This window comes from Akkermansia muciniphila (assembly GCF_002884975.1).
Lineage (GTDB): Bacteria > Verrucomicrobiota > Verrucomicrobiia > Verrucomicrobiales > Akkermansiaceae > Akkermansia > Akkermansia muciniphila_C.
Genome location: NZ_PJKB01000003.1, coordinates 244,970 through 269,729 on the forward strand (window position 1 = coordinate 244,970; position 24,760 = coordinate 269,729).

Here is a 24,760-nt window from a genome sequence, read left to right on the forward strand (position 1 = left end):
ATGCAGCTCAACAACCTCAACATAGCCGTCCTGGGAGCGGGAAGAAGCGGACGCGCCGCCGCGCGCCTCGCCATGAAGCACGGCGCCCGCGTACGCGTGTTTGACACCTCCGCCTCCATCGGAAACTGGCCGGAAGACATTCCGCTGCACGCTGCCGCCACGGAGGAAGACGGGCGCGCCTTCCGCGCGGACCTGGTAGTCATTTCCCCCGGCATTGAGACGGACAGCCCCTTTGTCAGGGCCTTCGGGCGGGAAGGCGTGGAAACCATCGGTGAAATGGAGCTGGCCTGCCGCTTCTACCATGGCCGCATCATCGCCATCACCGGAACCAACGGAAAAACCACCACCACGTCCCTGGTGGAAAAAATCCTGCTGCGCGCCGGAAAGGATGCCGTGGCCTGCGGCAATTACGGCGTTCCCATGGCGGAAATCCTGCTCCGTGATTCCGTGCCGGAAGTGCTTGCGCTGGAAGTCAGTTCCTTCCAGCTGGAAACCATCCGTGACTTCCACCCGGACGTGGCCGTATGGCTCAACTTTGCGCCGGACCACATGGACCGCTACAAGTCCGTGGAGGATTATTACCAGGCCAAGCTGCACATCTTCGACAACCAGACGGAAAACGACCTGGCCGTGGTACGCTCCGGAGAGCGGCTTCCGCACCTGGACGCCCCCGTCCGCACCTTCAGTTCGGAAGATCCGGCGGCGGACCTTTATTACCGGGAACCGCAGGTCATGGAGGGAGACAAGCCCCTGCTGAACCTGGCGGATACCACCCTGAACCAGCGCCACAACGCGGAAAACGCCATGGCCGCCGTGCTGGCCTGCCGCCACCTGGGCATTCCCACGGAAACGGCTGCGAAAGTATTGAAGGAGTTCACTCCCCCCGGCCACCGCTGCGAGACCGTCCGCACGCTGGACGGCGTGCTGTGGCTGAACGATTCCAAGGCCACGAACCTGCACGCGCTGGAAGCGGCGCTGAAATCCCAGAACTCCCCCGTGGTCCTCATTGCCGGAGGCAAGGACAAGGGACTGGATTACCTGCCCCTGCGGCCCATGCTGAAGGAAAAGGTGCGCGCGTGCGTCGTCTTCGGCCAGATCGCGGACCAGCTTCAGAATGCCTTTTCCCCCGTGGTTCCCACGGAAAAAGCCGCGGACGTGGCGGACTGCGCAGCCAGGGCCCGCGCCCTGGCGCAGCCGGGAGACACCGTCCTGTTCTCCCCCGGCACCTCCTCTTTTGACATGTTCACCGGGTATGTCCAGCGCGGCCAGGCCTTCCGGGACGCGGTGAACGCCCTCACACCCCTTCCCTGACAACCCACCAGAAACCCACCATCATGAAAACGACCAAGACCCCCGATCACAATCCGACCGGACGCACCCGTCCGAAACGCAAAATGGGCACCGTACTCCGCGCCAAGCTCAGCAGGTACCGCGCCCGCGTCTCCGAATTTGAAGATGACGCTCCCAGCAGCACCGTCGTGCGCTGGCTTGTCGTCCTCCTTCTTCTCCACCTTCTCGTGATCGGCGGCGTCTATATCCGCAGCACCTGGTTCAGAAACACCACGGAAACAGTGGAAATGGCAACCACGCTGCCTGCGCCGCCCACTGTTGCCCAGACGCCCGCGCCTGCGGCTGCCCCCGCGGCGCTGCCCCGTGTTCCGCAAGCCGCTCCCGCCGCCCCGGTCACCATCACGCAGCCGGAACAGGTAGTGGACGCCCGCCCGGACAGGCAGCCTGCGCCCGCCGCCCGGGAACATATTCCGGACGCCGCTCCGGTGGCAGGTCCTGCGCGCCACATTGTACGCACGGGGGACACGTGGGACCGCGTTGCCCGCGACAACCGGGTGGCCGTCAATGACCTGAAGGCCGTCAACCCCAAGGTGCAGCGCCTTGTCAGCGGAAGCACGCTGGTCATCCCCGCACGCCCGGGGGACAAGCCCGTGCAGGAAAAGACCGCCGCGGCTGAGGCGGAACTGGACGGCGTGCCGCACGTTGTGAAAAAGGGAGAAACCCTCTCCGTGATTGGCCGCAAGTACAAGATGAACTGGCGCAGTATCCAGAAATTCAACAAGATGAGCGACAAGGACGTAGCGCGCCTCAAGATCGGCCAAAAGATCATGATCCCCAAGAAGTAGCTCTCCTCCCGCCCCCAACCCTCCCGCCATGTCTTCCAAAGTCTGCATGATTCTGGTCTGGTTTTTCGTCATCTGCCTTCTGGTCGTGGGCCTGGTGATGGTATCCAGCACGGCGGCGTGGGCGGAGGAAACCACGCATCCGTACGAGCCCCTGTTCAAGCAGACGGCCTTTGCCTGCGCGGGCCTGCTGGGGGCCCTGGTCCTCTCCCGGATAGATTACCGGATATGGAGGAAATACATCTGGTGGATCCTGGGGTTCGCCTCCTTCCTGCTGGTGCTGTGCTACGTGCCGGGCATCGGGAAGGAAATCAACGGGGAACGCCGCTGGATCACCATCGGCATGCAGTTCCAGCCCAGTGAATGCGCCAAGCTCTGCATGATGATGGCGCTGGCCCACTGGCTGGCCCTGTACCGGGACCGCACCACTTCCTTCTGGTGGGGGTTCGCCATGCCCGGCCTCATCTTCGGCATTCCGCTGGCGCTGATCCTTTTTGAAAAGGACATGGGCACCTCCGTAGCGCTGGCCCTGGCCGCGTTCTGCGTGATGTTCGTGGCGGGAACGCGTAAAATTTACCTGGGCGGCGCCCTGGCCCTGGCCGGGGGAGCCCTTTACGTTCTGGTCCAGAGCAACGCCAACCGCCTGGAACGCTTCCTGGCCTGGAAGGACCTGGACGCCCACCGCCTGGGCGCGGGGCTCCAGCAGTACCGCGCCTCCATCGCCCTGTCCCGCGGGGGACTGGACGGGGTGGGCCTGGGCAACAGCGCGGAAAAACACGGCACGCTGCCCTTCGCCCATACGGACTTTATCTTCGCCCCGCTTGGCGAGGAATTCGGCTTTTACGGAACCATGTTCGTCCTGCTCTGCTACTTCCTGATGACGTACGCGGGCATCGGCGTAGCCATGCAGTGCCGGGACGCCTACGGGCGGTTCCTGGCCGTGGGAATCGTCGCCATCATCTTCTGTCCCGCCATCCTGAACATTGCCGTGGTGACCAACGCCGTGCCCAACTCCGGCCTTCCCCTGCCCTTCATCAGCTTCGGGGGCACCAACCTGGTTTTCACGCTGGCCGCCCTGGGCATGCTCACCAGTATTCAGAGATTTTCCACCGGAGCACAGCCCAATTGTGAAATCACCCGCAAAGACGAACGTTCCATTGATGTAAGATTATGACTGACCCCTCCTCCACGCGTCCCACCCTGAACATCGTGATTGCCTGCGGCGGCACGGGGGGACACCTTTTCCCCGGCATCGCCGTGGCCCAGGAACTTAAAAAGCGCGGCCACAACGTCACCCTGCTCATCTCCCAGAAGAAGGTGGACGCCCAGGCCAGCCGGAATTACGGCGATCTCAACTTCCGCACCATTGAAGCCATTGCCATGCCCAAAATCCCGTCCATGGCCCTGCTGGGGTTCGGAATCAAGCTGTACAAGGCCATCCGTTTCAGCCGCAGCCTGCTGGACGAGGTGAACGCGGACGTCGTCATCGGCATGGGGGGCTTCACCTCCTTTCCGCCCGTGTACGCCGCCCACCGCAAGGGCATCCGCACTTACGTGCATGACTCCAACGCGCTGCCCGGCAAAGCCAACCGCATGACCGCCAAATGCTGCACGAACGTGCTGCTGGGCATTGAGGAGGCCAGGCACTATTTCAACCCCGCCAAGTGCATCGTCACCGGCACCCCGGTGCGCCAGGAGATGGAGGAGCGCAGGGACAAGGATGAATCCCGGGCGGAGCTCAACCTGCCGAAGGACCGCCGCGTAGCCCTGGTGATGGGCGGCTCCCAGGGGGCCAAGAACCTGAATTCCCTGGTCATTGAAGCGGCCCGGCAGTGCGCGAACCTGTGCGACTTCCTCATCATCACCGGCTCCGCGGACTTTGCGCGCGTGAGCCAGCTGACGGCGGACATGCCCCATGTGCACGTCATTGAGTTCTGTTCCGCCATGGCGACCGCGTATGCCGCGGCGGACGTGGTCATTTCCCGTTCCGGGGCGTCCAGCCTGACGGAGCTGGCCCACATGGGGAAGGCGGCCCTGCTGGTTCCCTACCCCTTTGCCGCGGATGACCACCAGGCGCACAACGCGCGCGTCTTCGCCGCCCACGGGGCGGCGCGCATGATGCGTGAAAACACCCTCACGCCGGACGATATTACGGCCTTTCTGAACGAAGTCTTCAAGGATTCCTCCCTGCTGGCCTCCATGAATGAATGTGCTTTACGTCTGGATACGCCTGATGCAGTATCCCGCATCGCCAATGTCATTGAAAACACGGACCATGCAGCCATCCATGATTGAAACCTTACGCAAACGCCTGATGGACAGGGAACACCCGGCACGCCTGCATCTCATCGGCGTAGCGGGTTCCGGCATGTCCGGCCTGGCTCTCATGCTGATGGAAATGGGCCACCGGGTGAGCGGCTGCGACCGGGTAACCAGCACGGAAACGGAACGGCTCCAGAGCCTGGGCCTGTCTTTTTCCTGCCCTCACTCCGCGGACGCCGTCTCGGACGCGGAAATCGTCATTTATTCCAGCGCCATCCGGGAAGACAACCCGGCCCTGTCCGCCGCGCGCAAGCTGAACATCCCCTGCATGCGCCGCGCGGAATGCCTGGCGGCCATCCTGAACGGTAAGAAGGGCGTCGTGGTCTCCGGAACGCACGGCAAAACCACCACGTCAGCCCTCTGCGCCCACCTGATGCGGGAAGGGCGCATGCGCCCGTGCCATTACGTGGGCGCGGAAATTCCCGTGCTGGGCACCAACGCCCACTGGAACGAGGACAGCGAATACCTGGTGGCGGAAGGGGACGAGAGCGACGGCACGCTGGTGAACTACATTCCGGAGCACAGCATCGTCCTCAACATTGAGCCGGAACACCTGGACCACTACAAGGATCTGGATGAAATCAAGACCGTATTCAACCAGCTGTGCTCCCAGACGCGGGGCAAGATCATTTACTGCCGCGCCCATCCCGGCGCTGCGGACGTATGCGCCGCGTACCCCAATTCCGTTTCCTACGGCTGGTCCGATGCGGACTACACCGCCACGGACGTGGTGGAACGCCGCGGCCGCACCCTGTTCACCGTGCTGAAGGGGCAGGAGGAACTGGGCCGCGTGGAGCTGGGCATCCCCGGACGCCACAACGTGCTGAACTCCCTGGCGGCCATTGCGCTGGCAACGGAACTGGGCGTGGATTTCCCGGCGGTGACGCGCGGGCTGGCCTCCTTTGCCGGAGCCAAGCGCCGCTTTGAAACCAAGTACCTTTCCCCCTCCATCCGGATTGTGGACGATTACGGCCACCATCCCACGGAGATAGCCGCCACCCTTCAGACCGCCCGTTCCCTCCAGCCCAACCGCCTGGTAGTGTACTTCCAGCCGCACCGCTACACGCGCACGCAGATGCTGGCGGACGACTTCGGCAAGGTGCTCCAGGCGGCGGACCTCGTCTTTGTGGCGGACGTTTATCCCGCCAGCGAACTACCCATCAAGGGAGTAAGCGGGCAGACCATCATTGACGCCATGCACAAGCACGGCCCGGTGGAAACCCATTACCTTCCCAACCTCGCCACGGCGCACCACGCCATCGGCAACGCGCTGAACCCGGGAGACCTGTTCCTGACGCTGGGAGCCGGGAACGTCCATGAATGCGGCATGCGCATCGCCCGTGACCTGGCCCTGCTGGAAGACCTGGAACGCACCGCGGGGGAAGACTTGAAAGGCAGGCTGTATGAACCCATGTCACGCCATACCACCATGGGCGTGGGCGGCTGCGCCCAGTACTGGCTGGAGCCTTCCACCTTTTCCGGAATGCGGACGGCGGTCAACTACTGCCGGGACCGGAACATTCCCGTGCACGTCATTGGCCGCGGCTCCAACATCATCGTCAGGGACGGCGGCCTGCGCGGCGCCGTCATTCACCCCTCCGGCGGCGAATTCGACGTGCTGGACATCCAGGGCAGCCATATCTCCGCAGGTGCGGGCGTACGGCTGAAAAAGCTGGTCTCCGCCTCTGTCCAGAACGGCCTGGGCGGCCTGGAATGGATGGACGGCATTCCCGGCAACGTGGGGGGAAGCCTCCGCATGAACGCCGGAGCCATGGGCATGGATATGATCCAAAACCTGATCTCCGTCGTCTGCCTGGATGAAGACGGGGAAATCCGCAGCCACACAAAGGAGGAACTGAATGCCCAGTACCGTTCCATTCCGGACCTGGCCCATAATTTTGTTCTTCAGGCCGTGTTTGAGACGCAGCCCGCTTCCCCCCAGGAAATGGAGCAGCGCCTGGAAGAAGCCCGCGCCAAGCGCAAGCTTACCCAGCCCGTAGGAGCCAGCGCAGGCTGCATCTTCAAGAACCCGGCGGAAATCCCGGCGGGCAGGCTCATTGACGAACTGGGCCTGAAAAACGCCTGCGTGGGAGATGCCTGCGTGTCCGACGTGCATGCCAACTTCATCATCAACCGCGGCCGCGCCAGGGCGCGGGACATCACCATCCTGATTGACATGATCCGGAAGGAAGCCATGGAAAACCGCGGCATTGACCTGAAATCGGAAGCCCAGGTCATCGGTGACCGGGAACCTCAATTTTAACCTACTTATTATTTTATTTCAATATGAGCACTCTCAAGCGCGACCTCAGGATCGCCCTTCTTCTGGGCGGTCCCGGAGCTGAACGGGAAGTATCCCTCGTCTCCGGCAAATCCGTTTACGACGCCCTGCTCCAGGCGGGCTTCACCCATGTAACGCAGGTGGACGTGCACAGCCCGGACTTACACCTGCCGGAGGGCACGGAACTGGCCTACAACATCATCCACGGCACCTTCGGCGAGGACGGAGCCCTTCAGGCCATTCTGGAGGAACGCGGCGTTCCGTATACGGGGGCCGGCTCCCGTTCCAGCGCCCTGTGTTTTGACAAGGCCAAGTCCAAGAAAGTGTTCCTGGCCGCCGGAGTGCCCACTCCCCGCGCAGAAATTCTGGACTGTTCCGGCGGCATCGTGATGCCCTCACTTCCCCTGCCCTTTGTCATCAAGCCCCCCTGCGAAGGTTCCAGCGTGGGCGTCCACATCGTCCACAGGCAGGAAGACGTGCTCCCCGCCATGGAGGAAGCCGTTACCCACGGCTCCACCGTGCTGGTGGAGGAATTCATTCAAGGCCGTGAACTTACGGTAGGCGTTCTGGACGGGGAAGCCCTCCCCGTCATCCATATCTGCCCCCGCTCCGGGTTCTATGACCTGAGCAACAAGTACCCGTGGATGAATATGGGCGGCGGCACGGACTACATCTGCCCCGCGGACCTGCCGGAGAAAACCGCCCAAAAGGTGCAGGAAGCCGCCCTGAAGGCCTACCGCGCCGCCGGCGTGGAAGTGTACGGCCGCGTGGACGTGCTGCTGCGTGAAGAGGACGACGAACCCTTTGTGCTGGAAATCAACACCATTCCCGGCATGACCCCCTCCAGCCTGCTGCCCAAGGCCGCCGCCGCCGCAGGCTGGTCTTACGGCGCCCTCTGCGAAAAAATAGCGGAATTATCGCTAGCCACCCCCCGGAAATAGCGTAATATCTGACAGAGGGCGGGGAGTCGCCCCTCCTACACCCCCCGATGTCGCACAAAGCCACAACGCCAGTCCCCCGTTCCGCCAAAAGGCCGGAGCTGCTCCAGCTGGAGCGGGAGGCGAGAAAAGAAACCATTGAGCGCAAGGGCCGGAACTACCGTTTCTGGCTCTTCCGGCGCAGGCTGTTCCACATCCTCACCGTTTACACGCTCATCTTCGGCCTCATCGGGGCCATCGTTTTCCTGTGGAAGGACTACATCCTTAAATACGACTGGCTCTCCATTGATACCGTTACGCTGAAAAGCAACGGCATCTTCAACGCGGAGCAGGCCTTCTCCCTCATGGGCGTGGGTCCCGGGGACAACATCTTTTCCATGGACGCCGCAGAGCTGGAACAGCGCCTGCTGAAATGCCCGGCCATCCGCAGAGCGTCCGTCAAACGCCAGATATCTTCTGATCCCACCCTGCTGGTAGATATTGACGCGCGCATCCCCGTGGCCTGGATTGACTGCCCAGAACTCGGCATCCGCCCCGGGGACGCCAGGTACGGCGTTCTGGCGGACAAGGAGGGCGTCATCTTCCCCTGCATGGAGCAGGTCCACCTGCCCTACATCCAGGGCAAGCACATGCCTTCCGTGACCCTCAGGCCGCCCAGCTCCGGCCAGCTTACTTACGGAATCAGCATCCGTGAGCTGGAAGCGCCCATGCAGCTCATTGAACTGCTGTCCGGCAGCGTGACGGAATTCCTGCCCAGCATCGTCTCCATCACCATGCCCAACGACTGGTCCTTCTGCGTGCGCTTCTCCAATGACTGCCAGGCCACCTTCAGCCATTACGGCCTGGAGCACCAGGTGGAAAAACTCTCCAAGGCACTTGAGCACGCGCGCCAGACGCACCGCAAAATCAGCGCCATCAACCTGATTCCGGAACATAACATCCCCGTCATTTTTGACGACGCCTACGAGGATATCCCCCTGGCGGAACCGATTGAGGAATGACGCGCCCCTGCCGCCCTTTCCCGGTGGCGGGCCCTCTCCCATTCCTCGTGCCCACTCACGGAGAATTCTCCATTTTTCTTCAATTCCCAACGGAGGGAATACCCGGTTTTCACAGGATTTTCCCCATGTCAGAATTCTATTCTTTCTCAACGGGAAATGAGGCCGTGAAGACCTACTGAACACTTGCCATCAAGGCCGCGTCAGCTATAATTCCCACGATATTATGAGCAACGAAACACCTTCATCCCCCGAAGCTGAAAAACTGGCGGCGGCCCGCAAGCGCAACCTTGACCTGGCCCTCTCCCAGATCCAGAAAGACTTCGGTGAAAACGCCATCATGCGCCTTGGCGACAACGCAAAAATGGAAGTGGACGTCATTCCCACCGGCAACCTTCTCATTGACCGCGCGCTGGGCGTGGGCGGCTTCGCCCGCGGCCGCATTGTGGAAATCTACGGACCGGAATCCTCCGGCAAGACCACGCTGACCCTGACGGCCATCGCCCAGGCCCAGAAGGCCGGCGGCCTGGCCGCGTTCATTGACGTGGAACATGCGCTGGACCCCCAGTACGCCGCCCGCCTGGGCGTGAACCTGGACGACCTGCTGGTCTCCCAGCCGAGCTCCGGTGAAGAAGCCCTTCAAATCTGTGAAGCCCTGGTGCGCTCCAACTCCATTGACGTCATCGTGCTGGATTCCGTAGCCGCCCTGGTCACCAAGCAGGAACTGGAAGGGGAAATCGGGGACTCCACGGTGGGCGCCCAGGCCCGCCTGATGTCCGCCGCCCTCCGCAAGCTTACCAGCTTCATCTCCAAGGCGCGCACCGTCTGCGTCTTCACCAACCAGATCCGTGAAAAGATCGGCGTCATGTTCGGCAACCCGGAAACGACTCCCGGCGGACGCGCCCTGAAATTCTACGCTTCCGTGCGCGTGGACATCCGCCGCATCGGCCAGATCAAGGCCAGCGACGGAACCGTGGCCGGAAACCGCACCAAGATCAAGGTGGTCAAGAACAAGGTGGCTCCGCCCTTCACGGAATGCGAGTTCGACATCATGTACAATGAAGGCATATCCTCCGTGGGAAGCCTGCTGGACCTGGCGATGGAATACGACATCATCCAGAAGCGCGGCTCCTGGATCAGCTACAACGGCAGCCAGATTGCCCAGGGCAGGGACGCCGCGAAGGAAGCCCTCAAGTCCAATCCGGACCTGTACAAGGAAATCGAAGAACTGGTCAAGGCCAGGATGGACGAGAAGGCGGCCAAATAACCCGTCGCCTTCCCTCTCCCCTCCTCCAAGGCGGCTTCCGGAAACGGAAGCCGCCTTTCCTCTTTACGGACGCGGGCGCAAAAGAATCTTTCACGGAAACTTTTCTCTTGTGCGTCATGAAAAATCCGTTAGTCTGGACGCGATATCGTCCTATGTATCCGACCTCTCGCACATCATTTGCAGCCATGCTCGGCGTTTTGGGCATGTTTCTGCTGACGCTGTCTACGGCCTTCGGATGGAACCCGGAAACCATCAACGGAATACAGTATATTCCTATGTCCGAGGTGCGCACCCATTACAAGCTGACCCGTGAGCGCACGGAAGGACGGCAGAAAGTTTACGAAGTGCCGGAAAAGATTCAGATCCGCATGCAGGCGCACAGCCAGGACATGTTCATGAACAATATGAAGTTCGTGCTGTCCTATCCCGTGGCTGACCATCCTTCCAAGGGGCTGATGGTCTCCAACATGGACCTGCATAAAATCATTGATCCGGTTCTGCGCCCCATTTACATCGCCAACCGCCGCAGCTTCAACACGGTAGTCATTGATCCCGGCCACGGCGGCCATGACAGCGGCACGCGCAACCGCATCAGCCGGGAGGCGGACATCAACCTTTCCGTGGCCAAAAAACTGCGCGACCGCCTCAAGGGCATGGGCTACCAGGTGGTGATGACCCGTGACACGGACAACTTCATCACCCTCCAGGACCGCGTCCGCATTGCCAACAGGCATGACAACGCCATTTTCATCAGCATCCATTTTAATGACGGAGGCTCCTCCGCCCGCGGAGTGGAAACCTTTACGCTGGCTCCTGCAGGAACTTCCTCCTCCATGTCCCGCAACATCCGGCAGGACGCGCTCCAAGGCAACGCCCAGGACAGCATGAACATTGCCCTGGCTACGGCCGTGCAGGGGCACATGCTGAAAGGGCCGCTCGCCATCAAGGAGGGCATCTCCATGGTTGACCGCGGCATCAAGCGCGCGCGTTATTCCGTGCTGTGCACCATCAAGCACCCGGCCATCCTGGTGGAAGGGGGTTTCATGTCCAACCCGCAGGAGGCCCTGCTCATCGCTACGGAACGCTACCAGAACTTCATGGCCTCCTCCCTGGCCGCCGCCGTGCGCCAGTACCGCACCGCCCTGGGCCAGCAGGCGCGCAGAACGCGTTAAACCCGGTCCTACCGGGCATTGCCTCCCGCCGCATGAACATCATCCGCATTCCCGGCCTGGCAGACTATCAGGAAACCCTCCAGCTCCAGGAACAACTGGTCCGCGCCCATCAGGAAAACCCGGAGCGAGAAGACGACCTGCTCCTGCTGGAACACGCCGGGGTTTACACCATCGGCCGCACGCGGGACCGCGCCAGCCTGCATCCCGGTTCCATGCTCCCCTTCCCCGTTTATGAAATCAACCGCGGAGGGCAGGCCACCTACCACGGCCCCGGCCAGCTGGTAGGGTACCCCATTACGGACCTGAACCGCTGCGGCAGGGACCTGCACAACTACGTTACCGCTCTGGAAAATGCCCTGATTGAAACCTGCGCCCGGTTCGGCGTGCATGCCCGCATCCGGGAAGGGCTGGTGGGCGTGTGGGTGGAGGACCGCAAAATAGCCTCCATCGGCGTAGGGGTGAAAAAATGGATTGCCATGCACGGCTTTGCCTTCAACGTGACCCGTGAATCCCTGCCTCCCTTCCAGGCCATCACCCCCTGCGGCATCCAGGGCGTGCAGATGACCTGCCTGGAGAACGAGATGCCGGACCCTGGCCCCGGGGACGCGCTGCTGACCCGGTTCGGGGACGTTTTCGCAGAACTGTGGAAGGAAAAATTCCACAGGAATTCCGGCGCAGGAGAGCGTTGAAAGCCTTCTTTCCTTGAAGACGTAAATGCGCCAAAGACTGGGAAGCGGCCATTTCAGACCATGAATGCAGTGAAAATGTTCAAAAAAACACTTTCTGTAAGACACAGACCGTGTCAGCAATACGCCCTTGCATCTTGACGCGGTTCCCGAACGGACGGATGCTTATGCCAGCTATGGGGAAAACGCTTTTCCAAAAAATCTGGGACGCTCATTCCGTCGGCATCCTGCCGGACGGAAGAACGCAAATGTTCATCGCTACACACCTGCTGCATGAAGTCACCTCTCCGCAGGCCTTCGGAATGGTCCGGGACCTGGGCCTTGCCGTGCGCCATCCGGAACGCACCTTTGCCACCGTGGACCACATCATTCCCACGGACAACCAGGCGGAACCGTTCGCGGACGCCACGGCTGACGCCATGATCAAGGAACTGCGCCGGAACTGCGCGGAAAACGGCATCCGCTTCTTCGACCTCCCTACCGGGCTCCAGGGCATCGTTCACATGGTGGGTCCGGAACTTGGCATCACCCAGCCGGGCATGACCATCGTGTGCGGTGACTCCCACACGGCCACGCACGGCGCCTTCGGCTCCATTGCCATGGGCATCGGCACCACGCAGGTGCGCGACGTGCTGGCTACGCAGACCATGGCGCTCAGCCCGCTCAAGGTGCGCCGCATCAATGTAAACGGAAAGCTGGCTCCCGGCGTTCGCGCCAAGGACGTGGCCCTGCACATCATCGGCCTTCTGGGCGCCAAGGGCGGCCTGGGCTTCGCCTATGAATACGGCGGCAGCGTCATCGACGCCATGAGCATGGACGAACGCATGACCCTCTGCAACATGTCCATTGAAGGCGCGGCCCGCTGCGGTTATGTAAATCCTGACCAAACCACGGTGGAATATATCAAGGGACGCCTGTTCGCCCCCACCGGCGCGGACTGGGACAAGGCCGTGGAACGCTGGCTGGGCTTCGCTTCCGATGCGGACGCGGAATATGACGAGATCGTGGAGATTGACGGCGCCGCCATTGAACCGACGGTAACATGGGGCATTTCCCCGGACCAGAACACGGGCATCAGCGGCAGCACGCCCAGCCCGGCCTCCGCCAAAGATGATGACGAACGGAAGATGATTAATGAAGCGCTGGAATACATGAAATTCCCCGCTGGAATGCCTCTCAAGGGACTGCCGGTGCAGGTGTGCTTCGTAGGCTCCTGCACCAATGGCCGCATCTCTGACTTCCGGGAAGTGGCCGCCCTCATCAAGGGGCGCCATGTGGCGCCCGGCGTAAGGGCGCTGGCTGTTCCCGGCTCCCAGATGACTGCAAAGCAGTGTGAGGAGGAAGGCATTGCGGACATCTTCCGTGAAGCCGGCTTTGAATGGCGCCTGGCGGGGTGCTCCATGTGCCTGGCCATGAACCCGGACAAGCTCCAGGGGGACCAGCTCTGCGCCAGCTCCTCCAACCGGAACTTCAAGGGACGCCAGGGAAGCCCCACCGGGCGCACCCTGCTGATGAGCCCCGCCATGGTGGCCGCCGCCGCCCTGACCGGGAAAGTCTGTGACGCCCGCGAAGTATTCTCCTTTAATTAACTTTCCAACTTTTTCCTTTATGTCTCTGACCAAATTCACCTCCATCACCGGCACCTGCGTTCCCGTTCCCGGACCGGACATGGACACGGACCGCATCATTCCTTCCCGCTTCCTCAAGTGCATCACGTTTGACGAGCTGGCAGGGGTCATGTTCTGGGACGAACGTTTTGATGAAAACGGACAGTCCAAATCCCACCCGGTGGACGATCCCCGTTTCAAGGGGGCTTCCATCATCCTGGGGGGCTCCAACTTCGGCTGCGGCTCCTCCCGCGAGCACGCTCCGCAGACCATTAAACGCTCCGGCGTCAACGCCGTCATCGCGGAATCCTTTGCGGAAATCTTCTTCGGCAACAGCACCGGCATCGGCCTGCCCTGCGTGTGCGCGTCCGCCGGGGACATTGCCGCTCTGGCCCAATACATCTCCAGTCATCCGGAAACGGAAGTGACGATCGACCTCCTGAACATGACAGCCTCCTGGAAGGAAGGTTCCTTCCCCATCCGGATGCCTGCGGAAGCCCGGGAAGCCCTGAGCAGGGGCCGCTGGGATTCCATCGCGGAACTGCTTGTCAACATGGAGGCCGTGGAAAAGAAGAATGCGGAGCTGCCCCAGGTAACGGCAGCCTGCTGATCCTGTATTCACCAATCTCCCCCTACCCCCCGCTCCCCATATGATTTTCAGAATTACAGACTACGTCCACTACGGCACCCTGGACAACCGCGAACGCGGAACCGTCAAACTTACGCTGCAGCTCATGGGGATGTCCCATCCGGTGAACATCACCCTGCAGGGAGATTGCTTGCAGGATCTGGCCGGATGCACGGTGGACTTCAGGAACCCCTCCCCCCAGCGGCTCCCTGCGGAGCTCACCCAGCTCCCGGAAAACATCCGGGGCGTGGCGGGAGACATGACGGCCAGCCGCCGCATGCCCGTCAAGGGGAAGAAAACCATGGAAAACTCCCTGTACCTGGAATGGTTCACGGACCATCACGACATGGTGCTGCTGGAAAGCACGGCCTTTTCCATCAAGGTGTCCCTGCCCGAATGGGTCATGGACTCCTGTGAGGAACAGGCGCAGATCATGGCGAGCCAGCAGATGCTGCGCACCCAGGTAAAGGAATGGTCCAGAGCCTATTCCAACAACCAGGAGGACGGCAACCTGCCGGACCACCACTGGGACAAGCGTCTGCGGGAGGCGGAAGCCATCGCCATCGCCTACCAGGAGGTGTTCCAGAAATACAGGCTGAACCCCAGCGGGGACATCCGCCTTGCCTTTGTAATGGGCTGGGACGACGTGCTGGACAACATTGCCCAGTCGGAAGAAACGGGCACCCCGTGCTCCTGTAAAAGCACCGGCATGCTCAGCCTGTTTGACATCCTCAATGAGGAGGAGGCCCAGGAAGTGCAGTCCTGCATGTTCCATCCCCTGTTCCAGCAGGTCATGGAGCTGACAGACCTGTGCCAGCGCCAGTTCAGCAGGGAGATCAGCAAGTCCCAGCGGAACCGGACGGAACCGCCGGAACCCCTGAGCCAGATTTTCTACTGCATCCGCTACATCACTCCGCGCATTCTTTCCTGCCTTCTCCAGGAGAAGGACAACGATGCGGACTACTGCACCATGGCGGCCCGCATGGCCCTGTGCGTGGAACAAACGCGCCAGACCGTCGGCACTCTGGACAACCGCGGCAACCAGGTGGACGACGAGGTGACGGAGCGTTTCTCCTCCCTGCTGGAAGAAGTCAACTCCTTCCAGGAAAGCCTGGCCACCCAAAGCCGGAAGAGCAATTTATAAACACCATTCCCTTTCTTAACAACATCACCTTCAACCGCTGACCACCATGCATCCCCATACTTGCTTCCAAGGACTGTGTGCAGTCCTGGCCGCCGCCGCCCTTTCCCATGCGGATGAACCGGCCGTTTCCCTCTCAGACTTCGGCGTGGACAAGGTCATGTCCGGCCCTGTCCTTTCCATTAACGACCAGTACAAGGGAGTCGTTAAAATTGAAGTGGACTCCCTGACGCCGGATTACGCCACGCCGTGGGACACGGGCCGCTACCAGGGCGGCATCGGCACCGGCTTCCTGATCGGGGAAAACGCCTTCATGACGAATGCCCACGTAGTCAGCAACGCGGAGCGCATTTACATCTCCATGTACGGGGACTCCCGCAAAATTCCCGCCAGGGTCAAATTCATCGCCCATGACGCGGACCTGGCCCTGCTGGAAGCAGAGGACCCCAAGCCCTTCAAGGGCATCAAACCCTTTGAATTCAGCAAAAACCTGCCCCACCTGGAAGATGAGGTGCGGGTGATCGGCTACCCCATCGGCGGGAACAGGCTTTCCGTCACGCGCGGCGTGGTCTCCCGCATAGACTTCACCACGTACGCCCATCCCCGGAACACGGAGCACCTGACCATCCAGGTGGACGCCGCCATTAACCCGGGCAACAGCGGCGGTCCGGCCCTGATGGGGAACAAAGTCATCGGCGTGGCCTTCCAGGGCCTGAACAATGCCAATAACACGGGTTACGTGATTCCCACGCCCGTCATCCGCCACTTTCTGGAAGACATCAAGGACGGCGTCTATGACGGCTATGTGGACATGGGCATCCAGGCCGCTCCCATCCTGAACCCCGCCATGCGCAAGGCGTTCGGCCTGCCGGACGACGAAAAGGGCGTGCTGATCGGTAAGGTGCTCAAGGGCTCCTCCGCGGACGGCGTGCTCCGCAACGGAGACCTGCTGATGAAGGTGGACGGGTACGATGTGGACAGCTCCGCCATGATTGAACTGGACGGCCAGAAAATCAGCATGAAAGAGCTTATTGAGCGCTGCTTCAAGGATGACCGGCTCCCGCTGGACATCATCCGGGACGGCAAGCCCATGAAAGTGGACATGGTCATGAAACCCTCCCTTTCCAAGGATCTGCTGATGGCGGAATACGATAAAATGCCCCGTTACGTCGTCTTCGGCGGCCTGGTGTTCCAGCCCATCCAGCGCAACGTGCTGGCGGCGGCGGACATCTCCCTGCTGGACGTGGCCCTGGACATCCGGGATTACCAGGAAGACGGGGGCTGCGTGGACCATGAAGACATGGTGATCATTACCAAGGTGCTGGATGATGAAGTGAACGCCCGCCTGTCCGGCTCCATCTCCAACGCCATTGTGGAAAAAATCAACGGCGTGAAGGTCAAGGGCCTCACCCATGCCTACGAGCTCCTTTACCCGAAGAACATGCCGGAATACGTGGTCATTGAACTGAAAGACGGGGAACGCCCCCTGGTCTTTGAAGGCAAAGCCATGGAAGCGGCCAACAAGCGCATTTCCAAAACCTACAATATTCCGAAAAACGCCCGTCTGGACAGCGCCATTCCCGGCCGCCAGCCTGAACGGAACACCAATCCCGCCCGTTAACCGCCATGAAAATTCTTTCTCTTTTCTCCCTTGCTTCCCTGATTCTCCTCAGCGGCTGCCAGCCGCGCGAAGACGGCCGTACGGCCCCCACGCCGCAGCCTAAACAGCAACAGCCGGAACCCTCCCGGGAACAGCTGGAGGAAGCGTCCGCCCCGGCCAGGCTCCCCTCCCCCACCAACTCCATGGTGGGCATCAACGCCACCAACCAGGGCTATGCCATGGTTCAGCCGTGGAGCAAGGAAAACCCGGCGTACAGCCAGGGCTTCGGCATTTACCTGGGGGACGGCAACATCCTGACGGCGGCCAACATCGTTTATTCCGCCAGTTTTGTGGAGGTGACCTCCGCGGACGGCTCCCAGACGGTTCCCGTGACCGTAACCGCCTTTGACCCGGAGGCCAATCTTGCCCTGCTGCGCCTGAAAAATGAAAAGGACGCCTCCTTCCTGGACAAGCTGGTGCCCGTTACGCTGGGGAGCGCTCCCCGCCTGGGGGACAAGGTAGTCTTCTGGCAGTTCAATGACGACGGCCTCCCCATCACTACCTCCGGCACCCTTCTGGCTACGGAAAGTTCCAGCCCTTTCACCAACAGCGAACCTTTTGTCCTGTACAATGTCAAATCTTCCGTCACGCCCCTGAAAGGCGGCGCGGGCAACCCCATCATGAGGGATAATGAACTGGTGGCTCTCAGCGCCAACTGCGACCCCTCCGCCCAGAAGGCGCTGGCCGTCACCCAGACCATGATTTCCCGCTTTCTCAAGCAGGCCCGGTCCGGCAATTACATCGGCTTCCCGGCGGACGGCACCCAGGTCACGGAGCTGACGGACCCCGTTTTCCGCAAATTCCTGGGCCTTCCGGAAACCGGAGGCGGCTTTTACGTGGTAAAGCTGCCTGTTTACGGCTCCTTTTACAAAGCCGGCGTGCGTCCCGGAGACGTAGTGGAAAGCGTCAACGGAATCCCGCTGGACAGCAAGGGACTGATCAAGGACCCCGCGCTGGGCCCCGTATCAGCCAACGTCCTGTTCCGTGACTCCGCCATGCCGGGGGACACTATCACGCTGGGCATTCGCCGCAAGGACAAAGACGGCGTCAGCCAGCCCATGACGCTGGACGTCAAGCTGGACCGCAGCGCCCTGGACGGTGACCTGGTCAATCCCGCCCCCTTCGTCTCCAATCCCCCCTACCGCATTTACGGCGGCCTGGTCTTCGTTCCTCTGACCGGAGCCCTGATAGGGGAAATCAACAAGCTCAGCAAGAACCGCCCCCCGCTCAACCTGGTGGAAGCCATTCAGAAGAAAGAGGACATCCGGAAAAAGGGCGTGGACGAAATTGTGGTCTTTCTGATGGCGTTGCCCACCCAGGCCACGCTGGGCTACGCCCAGATGAGCCCCTCCATTGTGGAAAAAGTGAACGGCGTCCAGGTGAAAAGCCTGAAGCATCTGAACCAGCTCCTGGACCTGCCCGCTCCCGGCGGCACGCACCGCATTGAGGTAAGCCAGCAGCCGTACGCCATGTACATGTCCCAGAAGGAGGCTGCCAAGGCAGACCGCTTCATCCAGATGAGGGCCGTGCCCGTACTCCGCAGGGATTAGGGCTCCGCAGCATTCCGCCATTCCATTGCCTCTACCCTGAAATGTCCCTCCATACGCTGAACATCCGTCTGGATTTTCCCTACAGAACAGGCTTCACCCACGGAGCCTTCCAACCGGAAAACAGCGCGCTGTCCAGCCTGATGGAGCAGAGGCCCGGTGGCCGCATCCTCGTCCTGATGGAGGAAGGCCTGGAACGGTTTTACCCGGAACTCCCCGCGGAGATTGACCGTTATTTTGAAAAAAACGCCGGGGAACTGGCTTATGCGGGCTGCCATCCCGTTCCGGGAGGGGAGGCCGCCAAAACTACCTTCGCCGCCTGGGAAACGGCCCTGCGCCACATTGTGGAAGCGGGCATTGACCGCCATTCCTACATCATTGCCGTGGGCGGCGGGGCGTTTCTGGACGTAGCGGGCTTTGCCGCCGCCACCGCCCACCGCGGCATCCGCCTGCTGCGCGTGCCTACCACCACCCTCTCCCAGGCGGACTCCGGCGTTGGCGTCAAAAACGGCATCAACTTCATGGGGCAGAAAAACTACCTGGGAACCTTCGCCGTGGCCTGGGCCACGCTTAACGACTTCCTGTTCCTTCATTCCCAGCCCCTTGCCCTGAAAAGGGCCGGACTGGCGGAAGTGGTGAAGGTGGCCGTGGTAAAAGACGTCGCCTTCTTTGACTGGCTGGAAGGGAACGCCCACGCGCTGGCCGCCTGTGAGCGGGATGCGCTGGAATATGCCGTGGAGCGTTCTGCCCTGCTGCACGCCTCCCACATCGCTAGGGGAGGGGACGCCTTTGAACTGGGGTCCAGCCGACCGCTGGACTTCGGACACTGGGCCGCCCATTACCTGGAAACCATGTCCGGCTACACGCTGGGCCATGCGGAAGCCGTTTCCGTGGGCATGTGCCTGGACATCCTTTACTCCGTTAAAAAGGGATGGCTGCCTGCCGGAGAGGCGGAAAGAATCATCTCCGTGCTGAAAGCCCTGGAACTGCCCGTGTTCCATCCCCTGCTCTCCCACAGGACGGAGGACGGCCAGTGTGAAGTCCTGAAGGGCCTGGAAGCCTTCCGCGAACATCTGGGCGGCCATTTGACCATCCTGATGCTCACCGGCATAGGCCGTGGAAAGGATGTCCATGAAATAGACGCCGCGCTGATGGAGGAATGCATCCGGGAAATGGAGGAAGCCGCCCGCTGTTCCGGCTAAGGGAGCGCGAACCCTGAATGCCTCCTTTATTTGGCGTTCAAATAATTCAGGATCATTTGAACCTCGGTCTTGATTCCGTTGTAAATCGCTCCGTCATCCGCTTTAAAGCCGGGATGATGGTTGGCGGGACCGTCTCCGGAACCCACGGTAATGAAATAGGTGGGAGCCACCTGCGCATAATAGGAAAAGTCCTCGCTGGCCGGAATTCTGGGAGCGTCAAAAACATTCTTCTCACCTACCGCTTCAATAGCCGCCTTCTTCACCAGTTCCCGCAGGGCGGCATTATTCTGGATGGACGGATAGCCCAGCACGTAATCCAGCTTGTACTGCGCCCCGTTTGCCTTGCACACGTGGTCAATGACGGTCCGGACGCGTTCCTCCAGCAATTTGCGGGTTTCCGGCGTTACGGAGCGGATGGAGGCCCCGAGCTCCGCCTTGTCCGGAATGACGTTGGGAGCGTTGCCGGACTGGAACTTGCCCACGGTCACCACGGCCATGTCTCCAGGCGTGGCGCTGCGTGAAACGACCGTTTGCAGCGCCATGACGATTTCAGACCCCGTGACGATGGGGTCCACGCCCAGCTGGGGCATGGAGCCATGGGAGCCCTTTCCCTGGATGGTCAGGGAAAAACCGTCTGAGGCGGAGGAAGCGGCCCCCGCCGGCAGAATGCCGATGGAGCCCGCGGGGGCATTGGGCATCACGTGGGCACCGAAAATGGCGTTCACCTCCTTGAGCACTCCGCTCTTGATGATCGGGAGGGCGCCGCCGGGCGCCTTTTCCTCTCCGGGCTGGAAAATGAAATAAACCGTCCCGGGCAGCTCCTTCTGCATGGAGGCCAGGACCCTGGCTGTTCCAAGCAGCATGGCTGTGTGCATGTCATGTCCGCAGGCATGGCTTACGTCCGGCGTTTTGCTGGCAAAGGAAAATCCTGTCTCCTCCTGCACGGGAAGCGCATCCATGTCCGCCCGGAAGCCGACGGTTCTTCCGGGTTTTCCTCCTTTCAGGATGCCGATCACGGAAGTCTTCGTAGGGCGCAGGACTTCAATGTGGCCGAACGAAGCAAGCAGGTCCGCCACATAATTGCTCGTTTTGTATTCTTCAAAAGATAATTCCGGATTCTGGTGGATGTGGTGCCTCCACTCCACGGCGTCCCTGGCGGCGCTCTGCACGTCCGGTTGTCCCGCCGCTATTGCGGCCAAAGGACAGCAAAAAAGAAACAGCGGGATCAAAAATGAGTTTTTCACGGTATCAGGAGATTGGGATGATGTCTTATTCAGACAATTTTCCGGTTGCCTTCATTCGGAAAAAATTACGCCACCAGGTTAAAAATTTTCCCAGGAGAAGAGAAAAAGGGTTATCCCGGCAGAAAAGCGTGAACCCTCCGGAAATCCGTCCTTTCCACTCGTCATTTCCGCCCTTCCTCCATAACGTTCCGGACTGGTTTCCCTTTTCTTTCAAAAAGGAGATGAAGGAAAAGGCATGAGAGCGTTCCGGAATAAGGAAAAAGGAACACATGCCTCAACACTAAAGAAAATACAACCATGAAATACGTACTTTACGAACGCCAGTACTACACCGCCAACCAGAAGCCCCAGGCGGAAGCGGACATCACTGCCTTTGCCAAGGCAAACAACGCGGAAGCCGTGGGCATCATGCCCATTCCCGGCACCAATTCCATCTATATTCTTTTCAAGGTTCCCGAAAACTAAACCGCCGGGCACCATTCGTCGTTAAAGAATTCAGGGGCGGCCTCTCCGGAGGCCGTCCCTTTTAAATGGGCCGCCGCAGGGAAACAGGCCTTCCCGGAATCACTTCAGATTTCCGCTCACAGTTTCCATTTACAAGCGCGGCACGGCAGCCAGCAACGCCTGCGTATACTCATGGGCAGGGGAGGAAAACACCTGTTCCGCCTCCCCGTACTCGACGATACGGCCCTTGCGCATCACGGCAATGCGGTCCGCAATGTAATGAACCACGGACAAGTCATGGGAAATGAAAACCATGGTCAGGTTCAAGTCCCGGGCCAGGGAGATAAGAAGGTTCAGAATCTGGGACTGGATGGAGACATCCAGAGCGGAAACAGGTTCATCCGCAATGATGAGCCTGGGTTCCGGAGCCAGGGCGCGCGCAATCGCCACACGCTGGCGCTGTCCACCGGAAAATTCATGTGGATATTTCCGCATCAGGGAGGGGTTAAGCCCCACGCGTTCCATCAGTTCCGCCACGGCATCCCTCATCTGGGAAAAGGAGCGCTTGCGGGAACGGCATTCCAAAGCCTCCTTCAGCGTGGCGTACACGGTAAACCGCGGGTTCAGGGAGGCGTACGGATCCTGAAAAACCATCTGGAAATCCGGACGGCGCTTCCTGACCTCGGAAGGGGGCAGGGCGGTCAGCTCCTCCCCCTCCAGCCAAATGCGGCCCTCCGTGGGCTTCTGGAGCAGCATGACTGTCCGGGACAGCGTGGACTTGCCGCAGCCGGATTCCCCCACCAGGCCCAGGATTTCCCCTCGCTCCACGGACAGGGATACCCCGTCCACCGCCACCACGGGCGCCGGTTTACGGGAGGAGAGAAGCCCCTGCACCGCAGGAAAGACAACGCTCACATGATCCAGTTCCAGAAAAGCCATACCATCACTCTAACAAGCCTCCCGAGGCAAGACAAGACCCCAGCCGTGCCAGCTTCGTCAACATACGGGCCGCGGCATTATTGCTCCCTCTTTTTCTTCCCGGTGCAGGCACGGGCAAGGAGGGAGAGAAGAACCACCCCGGCATCACCAGCAAGAGCCGCCATTCCCGCCCAGATCGGACCGAATACGAAAGCCAGCCCTGCCTGGGCATCGCTCCGCAAGTACTCGGGAGTTACCTTCGACCAGTAAATCTGATAGTAGCAGACGACGCCAATGATGACAAAAGCAGCCGTTTCCCATTTCCACCGCCTCTTCGTCTTCATGAAGAACGCCAATACCGCGAGGAAATACCAAAGCCCGAATACAAGGGCAAAAAGCAACCCCATTATGCCGCAGCACTGCCCTGCCATAAAGACATTCCAGAAGAATGCGCCCACAATGGAGGCAATGACAAGCATCAGGACCGGATCGCTCTCTGCGGACTCTTCCTTCTGATCCGTCGTTATGGGTGACCCTTGCATGATGATGAAAATAAACAGTTGAAAGTCAAATAACAAGAAGAAAAGTGGCCGGAGCCGGAAGCACAGCCAGCGCGGTATGCAAAAGAGCCGTTCCCCGCGAAGGGAACGGCTCCTGAGATTGATGCTGCCACGGAGCTTACGCGCCGAGCTGGTAGCGGACGAAGGAGACGACGGAGACGTCGTCGCCGAGTTCCTTGCCGACCTGCTCGAGCAGGGCGTCCACCGTGACGTTGGGATCCTTCACGAATCCCTGGTTCAGCAGGCAGGACTGGGCATACAGGGCCTTCAGCTTGCCGGGAAGAATCTTTTCCAGCAGGTGTTCGGGCTTGCCTTCCTGGATGAGCTGCTGCTTGGCGATTTCCTGTTCCTCGGCCACAAAGGCGGGGTCCAGGCTGTCGGAGCTGACGCTCTTGGGAGCAGCGGCGGCGATGTGCAGGGTCAGGTCCTTGGCAAGAGCCTTGAACGCGTCAGTCTTGACGGTTTCTTCCTTGCCGGCCTTGATGGACAGGAGAACGCCCACCTTGCCGCCCATGTGGATGTAGGAGACTACGGCGCCAGCGCCGTCCGCCGTCAGGCGGGCGAACTTGCGCAGAGCCATGTTTTCACCGATGGAGCTGCACATGGCCTTGATGTATTCTTCCGTGGTGCCTTCCGGCATAGCCACCTGAAGGGCTTCCTCCAGCGTGGCGGCCTTGGAATCCATGAGAGCCTTGGCAACGTCGCTCACCAGGCCCTGGAACTTGTCGCCCTTGGCGCAGAAGTCCGTTTCACAGTTGAGTTCAAGGATGATGCCGGAGCAGCCGCAGGGAGCCACGGCGGCGCGGATCACGCCTTCCTTGGCGTCACGGTCAGCCTTGGCGGCAGCCTTGGCAATGCCCTTTTCGCGAAGATACTTCACGGCGGCGTCCATGTCGCCGTTGCATTCGTTGAGGGCCTTCTTGCAATCCATCATGCCGGCGTCCGTTTTGTCACGGAGGGCCTTGACGAGAGCTGCAGTAATTTCTGCCATAGTGTTTCTGTTCTTTCTAAATGGGTGTTCAGGCTTCGGCGGGAGCGCCCTTGCCTTCGTTGATGGCCTTGACAATGCAGTCAAGGACCAGACGGATGGAACGGACGGCGTCGTCGTTGCCGGGAATCGGGAAATCAATTTCCTTCGGGTCGGCGTTGGTGTCAACCAGAACGCAGACGGGAATGTTCAGGCGGTGGGCTTCGCGGATGGCGATGTCTTCATGATCGGCGCCAATGGCTACCATGGCGTCCGGAGAACCGCCCATGTTGCGGATACCCTGGAGGTTGCGTTCCAGCTTCTGGCGTTCGCGGTCCAGAGCGGCCAGTTCCTTCTTGGACATGCTCTTGAATTCCGGGGTCTTTTCAATCCCTTCAAGATAGGCAAGGCGTTCGATGCTCTTGCGGATCGTGCTCATGTTGGTGAGCATGCCGCCCAGCCAGCGATGGTTGACGTAGTACTGACCAGTGGCTTCCGCGGCTTCGCGGACGGCTTCCTGGGCCTGGCGCTTGCAGCCGACGAAGAGAATCTTCTTGTTGCGGCGTGCCAGATCGGCCAGGAAGGAGCAAGCCTTGTCCAGGCATTTTTCCGTTTCCTCAAGGTTGATGATATGGATACCGGCCTTGTCCTTGAGAAGGTACTTCTTCATGCTGGGGTGCCATTTGCGGGTTTGGTGGCCCAAATGAACACCGGCTTCAACCATCTGGTTAATCAGATCATTAATCATATTTGTATGTAGGTGGCTTTCCTTGCGTCAGGAAAAGCGTTTTTTTGAGGACTTCGCCGCTTTCTACCCCTCCGATCCCCATTGTTTAGGTTGCGACGAATCACGCGAGGGACAAATAATGTACTTCAGAACGGCCTTCTTGTCAAAGCATAAATCATTGATTTACGTTGCCATTCCGCCATCCGCGGATATCCTCCGGAAGAGGCTCCCGGCAGAGTCTTCCATATTCCGCCGAACCCTTATCGTACAAAAAACAGGAACATGCCGCAAAACAGTCTTGGAAAAAACATGGAAGAGG

22 protein-coding genes are annotated in these 24,760 nt (G+C 60.4%); 17 read left to right on the forward strand and 5 right to left on the reverse strand.

The genetic code is table 11. From position 1 onward, the window contains the following. The 16 genes from murD (at position 1) to CXU21_RS11000 (ending at position 19,581) form a co-directional block, all read left to right on the forward strand. Entirely contained in the window at positions 1-1,311 is a 1,311-nt protein-coding gene (murD, locus tag CXU21_RS10925; RefSeq protein WP_102726053.1) for a UDP-N-acetylmuramoyl-L-alanine--D-glutamate ligase, read from the forward strand. A 23-nt stretch (positions 1,312-1,334) separates the two neighbouring features. After that, positions 1,335-2,135 carry a LysM peptidoglycan-binding domain-containing protein gene (locus CXU21_RS10930; RefSeq protein ID WP_102712683.1) on the forward strand — a complete coding sequence of 267 codons (801 nt, stop codon included), beginning with the start codon at positions 1,335-1,337 and terminating at the stop codon, positions 2,133-2,135. A 28-nt stretch (positions 2,136-2,163) separates the two neighbouring features. Further along, entirely contained in the window at positions 2,164-3,306 is a 1,143-nt protein-coding gene (locus CXU21_RS10935) for an FtsW/RodA/SpoVE family cell cycle protein (protein WP_102712685.1), read from the forward strand. After that, positions 3,303-4,427: an undecaprenyldiphospho-muramoylpentapeptide beta-N-acetylglucosaminyltransferase gene (murG, locus tag CXU21_RS10940; RefSeq protein ID WP_102726054.1), complete on the forward strand. Its 1,125-nt coding sequence runs from the start codon at positions 3,303-3,305 to the stop codon at positions 4,425-4,427. The genes CXU21_RS10935 and murG overlap by 4 nt, the downstream gene beginning before the upstream one ends. Then, the gene (gene murC, locus CXU21_RS10945) at positions 4,420-6,717 is read left to right on the forward strand and encodes a UDP-N-acetylmuramate--L-alanine ligase (RefSeq protein WP_102726055.1); all 2,298 of its coding nucleotides are present in this window, start codon (positions 4,420-4,422) and stop codon (positions 6,715-6,717) included. The genes murG and murC overlap by 8 nt, the downstream gene beginning before the upstream one ends. 23 nt (positions 6,718-6,740) lie before the next feature. Next, the gene (locus tag CXU21_RS10950; protein ID WP_102726056.1) at positions 6,741-7,676 is read left to right on the forward strand and encodes a D-alanine--D-alanine ligase; all 936 of its coding nucleotides are present in this window, start codon (positions 6,741-6,743) and stop codon (positions 7,674-7,676) included. Positions 7,677-7,723: 47 nt separating this feature from the next. Further along, positions 7,724-8,674 (forward strand): cell division protein FtsQ/DivIB, encoded by a 951-nt coding sequence (locus tag CXU21_RS10955; RefSeq protein ID WP_102726057.1) that lies wholly within the window; start codon positions 7,724-7,726, stop codon positions 8,672-8,674. 223 nt (positions 8,675-8,897) lie between these two features. Beyond that, positions 8,898-9,938 carry a recombinase RecA gene (gene recA, locus CXU21_RS10960; RefSeq protein WP_102712695.1) on the forward strand — a complete coding sequence of 347 codons (1,041 nt, stop codon included), beginning with the start codon at positions 8,898-8,900 and terminating at the stop codon, positions 9,936-9,938. A 185-nt stretch (positions 9,939-10,123) separates the two neighbouring features. Next, positions 10,124-11,110: an N-acetylmuramoyl-L-alanine amidase family protein gene (locus CXU21_RS10965; protein WP_180972324.1), complete on the forward strand. Its 987-nt coding sequence runs from the start codon at positions 10,124-10,126 to the stop codon at positions 11,108-11,110. Positions 11,111-11,142: 32 nt separating this feature from the next. Beyond that, positions 11,143-11,799, forward strand: coding sequence for a lipoyl(octanoyl) transferase LipB (gene lipB / locus CXU21_RS10970; RefSeq protein WP_102726058.1), 657 nt, complete (start codon positions 11,143-11,145; stop codon positions 11,797-11,799). A 173-nt stretch (positions 11,800-11,972) separates the two neighbouring features. Then, entirely contained in the window at positions 11,973-13,385 is a 1,413-nt protein-coding gene (gene leuC / locus CXU21_RS10975; protein ID WP_102726059.1) for a 3-isopropylmalate dehydratase large subunit, read from the forward strand. Positions 13,386-13,404: 19 nt separating this feature from the next. Beyond that, positions 13,405-14,013, forward strand: a complete 609-nt coding sequence (leuD, locus tag CXU21_RS10980; protein ID WP_102712702.1) for a 3-isopropylmalate dehydratase small subunit — start codon at positions 13,405-13,407, stop codon at positions 14,011-14,013. Positions 14,014-14,053: 40 nt separating this feature from the next. Beyond that, on the forward strand, positions 14,054-15,175 hold the full coding sequence (locus tag CXU21_RS10985) for a hypothetical protein (RefSeq protein WP_102712704.1): 1,122 nt from the start codon (positions 14,054-14,056) through the stop codon (positions 15,173-15,175). Positions 15,176-15,221: 46 nt separating this feature from the next. Further along, the gene (locus CXU21_RS10990) at positions 15,222-16,793 is read left to right on the forward strand and encodes a S1C family serine protease (protein WP_102726060.1); all 1,572 of its coding nucleotides are present in this window, start codon (positions 15,222-15,224) and stop codon (positions 16,791-16,793) included. A gap of 5 nt (positions 16,794-16,798) precedes the next feature. Beyond that, on the forward strand, positions 16,799-18,382 hold the full coding sequence (locus CXU21_RS10995) for a PDZ domain-containing protein (protein WP_102726061.1): 1,584 nt from the start codon (positions 16,799-16,801) through the stop codon (positions 18,380-18,382). Between the two features lie 41 nt (positions 18,383-18,423). After that, positions 18,424-19,581, forward strand: a complete 1,158-nt coding sequence (locus tag CXU21_RS11000; RefSeq protein WP_102726062.1) for a 3-dehydroquinate synthase — start codon at positions 18,424-18,426, stop codon at positions 19,579-19,581. Between the two features lie 26 nt (positions 19,582-19,607). Here CXU21_RS11000 and CXU21_RS11005 read toward each other — a convergent pair whose 3' ends face one another. After that, a complete protein-coding gene (locus CXU21_RS11005; RefSeq protein WP_219723183.1) occupies positions 19,608-20,780 on the reverse strand; it encodes a M20 metallopeptidase family protein in 1,173 nt (390 codons plus the stop codon). Between the two features lie 342 nt (positions 20,781-21,122). On the opposite strand from CXU21_RS11005, the gene CXU21_RS12440 reads away from it, so the two are divergent. Further along, complete coding sequence (locus CXU21_RS12440) at positions 21,123-21,290, forward strand: hypothetical protein (RefSeq protein ID WP_180972325.1); 168 nt, start codon at positions 21,123-21,125, stop codon at positions 21,288-21,290. Positions 21,291-21,419: 129 nt separating this feature from the next. Here CXU21_RS12440 and CXU21_RS11015 read toward each other — a convergent pair whose 3' ends face one another. The 4 genes from CXU21_RS11015 to rpsB all read right to left on the reverse strand — a co-directional run bounded on the left by CXU21_RS11015 (position 21,420) and on the right by rpsB (position 24,462). Next, the gene (locus CXU21_RS11015) at positions 21,420-22,208 is read right to left on the reverse strand and encodes an ATP-binding cassette domain-containing protein (RefSeq protein WP_102712714.1); all 789 of its coding nucleotides are present in this window, start codon (positions 22,206-22,208) and stop codon (positions 21,420-21,422) included. A gap of 77 nt (positions 22,209-22,285) precedes the next feature. Continuing rightward, on the reverse strand, positions 22,286-22,765 hold the full coding sequence (locus tag CXU21_RS11020; RefSeq protein WP_102726064.1) for a hypothetical protein: 480 nt from the start codon (positions 22,763-22,765) through the stop codon (positions 22,286-22,288). Between the two features lie 100 nt (positions 22,766-22,865). Next, positions 22,866-23,738 carry a translation elongation factor Ts gene (tsf, locus tag CXU21_RS11025; protein WP_102726065.1) on the reverse strand — a complete coding sequence of 291 codons (873 nt, stop codon included), beginning with the start codon at positions 23,736-23,738 and terminating at the stop codon, positions 22,866-22,868. Positions 23,739-23,766: 28 nt separating this feature from the next. After that, the gene (rpsB, locus tag CXU21_RS11030) at positions 23,767-24,462 is read right to left on the reverse strand and encodes a 30S ribosomal protein S2 (protein WP_102712720.1); all 696 of its coding nucleotides are present in this window, start codon (positions 24,460-24,462) and stop codon (positions 23,767-23,769) included. Between the last annotated feature and the right edge of the window lie 298 nt (positions 24,463-24,760).

What these genes read in the sequence shown, in the direction of transcription:
- CXU21_RS10995 (WP_102726061.1), top strand. Translation starts at nt 16,799, where the DNA reads ATGAAAATTCTTTCTCTTTTCTCCCTTGCTTCCCTGATTCTCCTCAGC.
- tsf (WP_102726065.1), bottom strand. Translation starts at nt 23,738, where the DNA reads ATGGCAGAAATTACTGCAGCTCTCGTCAAGGCCCTCCGTGACAAAACG.
- CXU21_RS11015 (WP_102712714.1), bottom strand. Translation starts at nt 22,208, where the DNA reads ATGGCTTTTCTGGAACTGGATCATGTGAGCGTTGTCTTTCCTGCGGTG.
- recA (WP_102712695.1), top strand. Translation starts at nt 8,898, where the DNA reads ATGAGCAACGAAACACCTTCATCCCCCGAAGCTGAAAAACTGGCGGCG.
- CXU21_RS10985 (WP_102712704.1), top strand. Translation starts at nt 14,054, where the DNA reads ATGATTTTCAGAATTACAGACTACGTCCACTACGGCACCCTGGACAAC.
- murD (WP_102726053.1), top strand. Translation starts at nt 1, where the DNA reads ATGCAGCTCAACAACCTCAACATAGCCGTCCTGGGAGCGGGAAGAAGC.
- CXU21_RS10965 (WP_180972324.1), top strand. Translation starts at nt 10,124, where the DNA reads ATGCTCGGCGTTTTGGGCATGTTTCTGCTGACGCTGTCTACGGCCTTC.
- CXU21_RS12440 (WP_180972325.1), top strand. Translation starts at nt 21,123, where the DNA reads ATGAAATACGTACTTTACGAACGCCAGTACTACACCGCCAACCAGAAG.
- CXU21_RS10990 (WP_102726060.1), top strand. Translation starts at nt 15,222, where the DNA reads ATGCATCCCCATACTTGCTTCCAAGGACTGTGTGCAGTCCTGGCCGCC.
- CXU21_RS11000 (WP_102726062.1), top strand. Translation starts at nt 18,424, where the DNA reads ATGTCCCTCCATACGCTGAACATCCGTCTGGATTTTCCCTACAGAACA.
- rpsB (WP_102712720.1), bottom strand. Translation starts at nt 24,462, where the DNA reads ATGATTAATGATCTGATTAACCAGATGGTTGAAGCCGGTGTTCATTTG.
- murC (WP_102726055.1), top strand. Translation starts at nt 4,420, where the DNA reads ATGATTGAAACCTTACGCAAACGCCTGATGGACAGGGAACACCCGGCA.
- CXU21_RS10955 (WP_102726057.1), top strand. Translation starts at nt 7,724, where the DNA reads ATGTCGCACAAAGCCACAACGCCAGTCCCCCGTTCCGCCAAAAGGCCG.
- CXU21_RS10935 (WP_102712685.1), top strand. Translation starts at nt 2,164, where the DNA reads ATGTCTTCCAAAGTCTGCATGATTCTGGTCTGGTTTTTCGTCATCTGC.
- leuC (WP_102726059.1), top strand. Translation starts at nt 11,973, where the DNA reads ATGGGGAAAACGCTTTTCCAAAAAATCTGGGACGCTCATTCCGTCGGC.
- CXU21_RS10930 (WP_102712683.1), top strand. Translation starts at nt 1,335, where the DNA reads ATGAAAACGACCAAGACCCCCGATCACAATCCGACCGGACGCACCCGT.
- murG (WP_102726054.1), top strand. Translation starts at nt 3,303, where the DNA reads ATGACTGACCCCTCCTCCACGCGTCCCACCCTGAACATCGTGATTGCC.
- lipB (WP_102726058.1), top strand. Translation starts at nt 11,143, where the DNA reads ATGAACATCATCCGCATTCCCGGCCTGGCAGACTATCAGGAAACCCTC.
- leuD (WP_102712702.1), top strand. Translation starts at nt 13,405, where the DNA reads ATGTCTCTGACCAAATTCACCTCCATCACCGGCACCTGCGTTCCCGTT.
- CXU21_RS10950 (WP_102726056.1), top strand. Translation starts at nt 6,741, where the DNA reads ATGAGCACTCTCAAGCGCGACCTCAGGATCGCCCTTCTTCTGGGCGGT.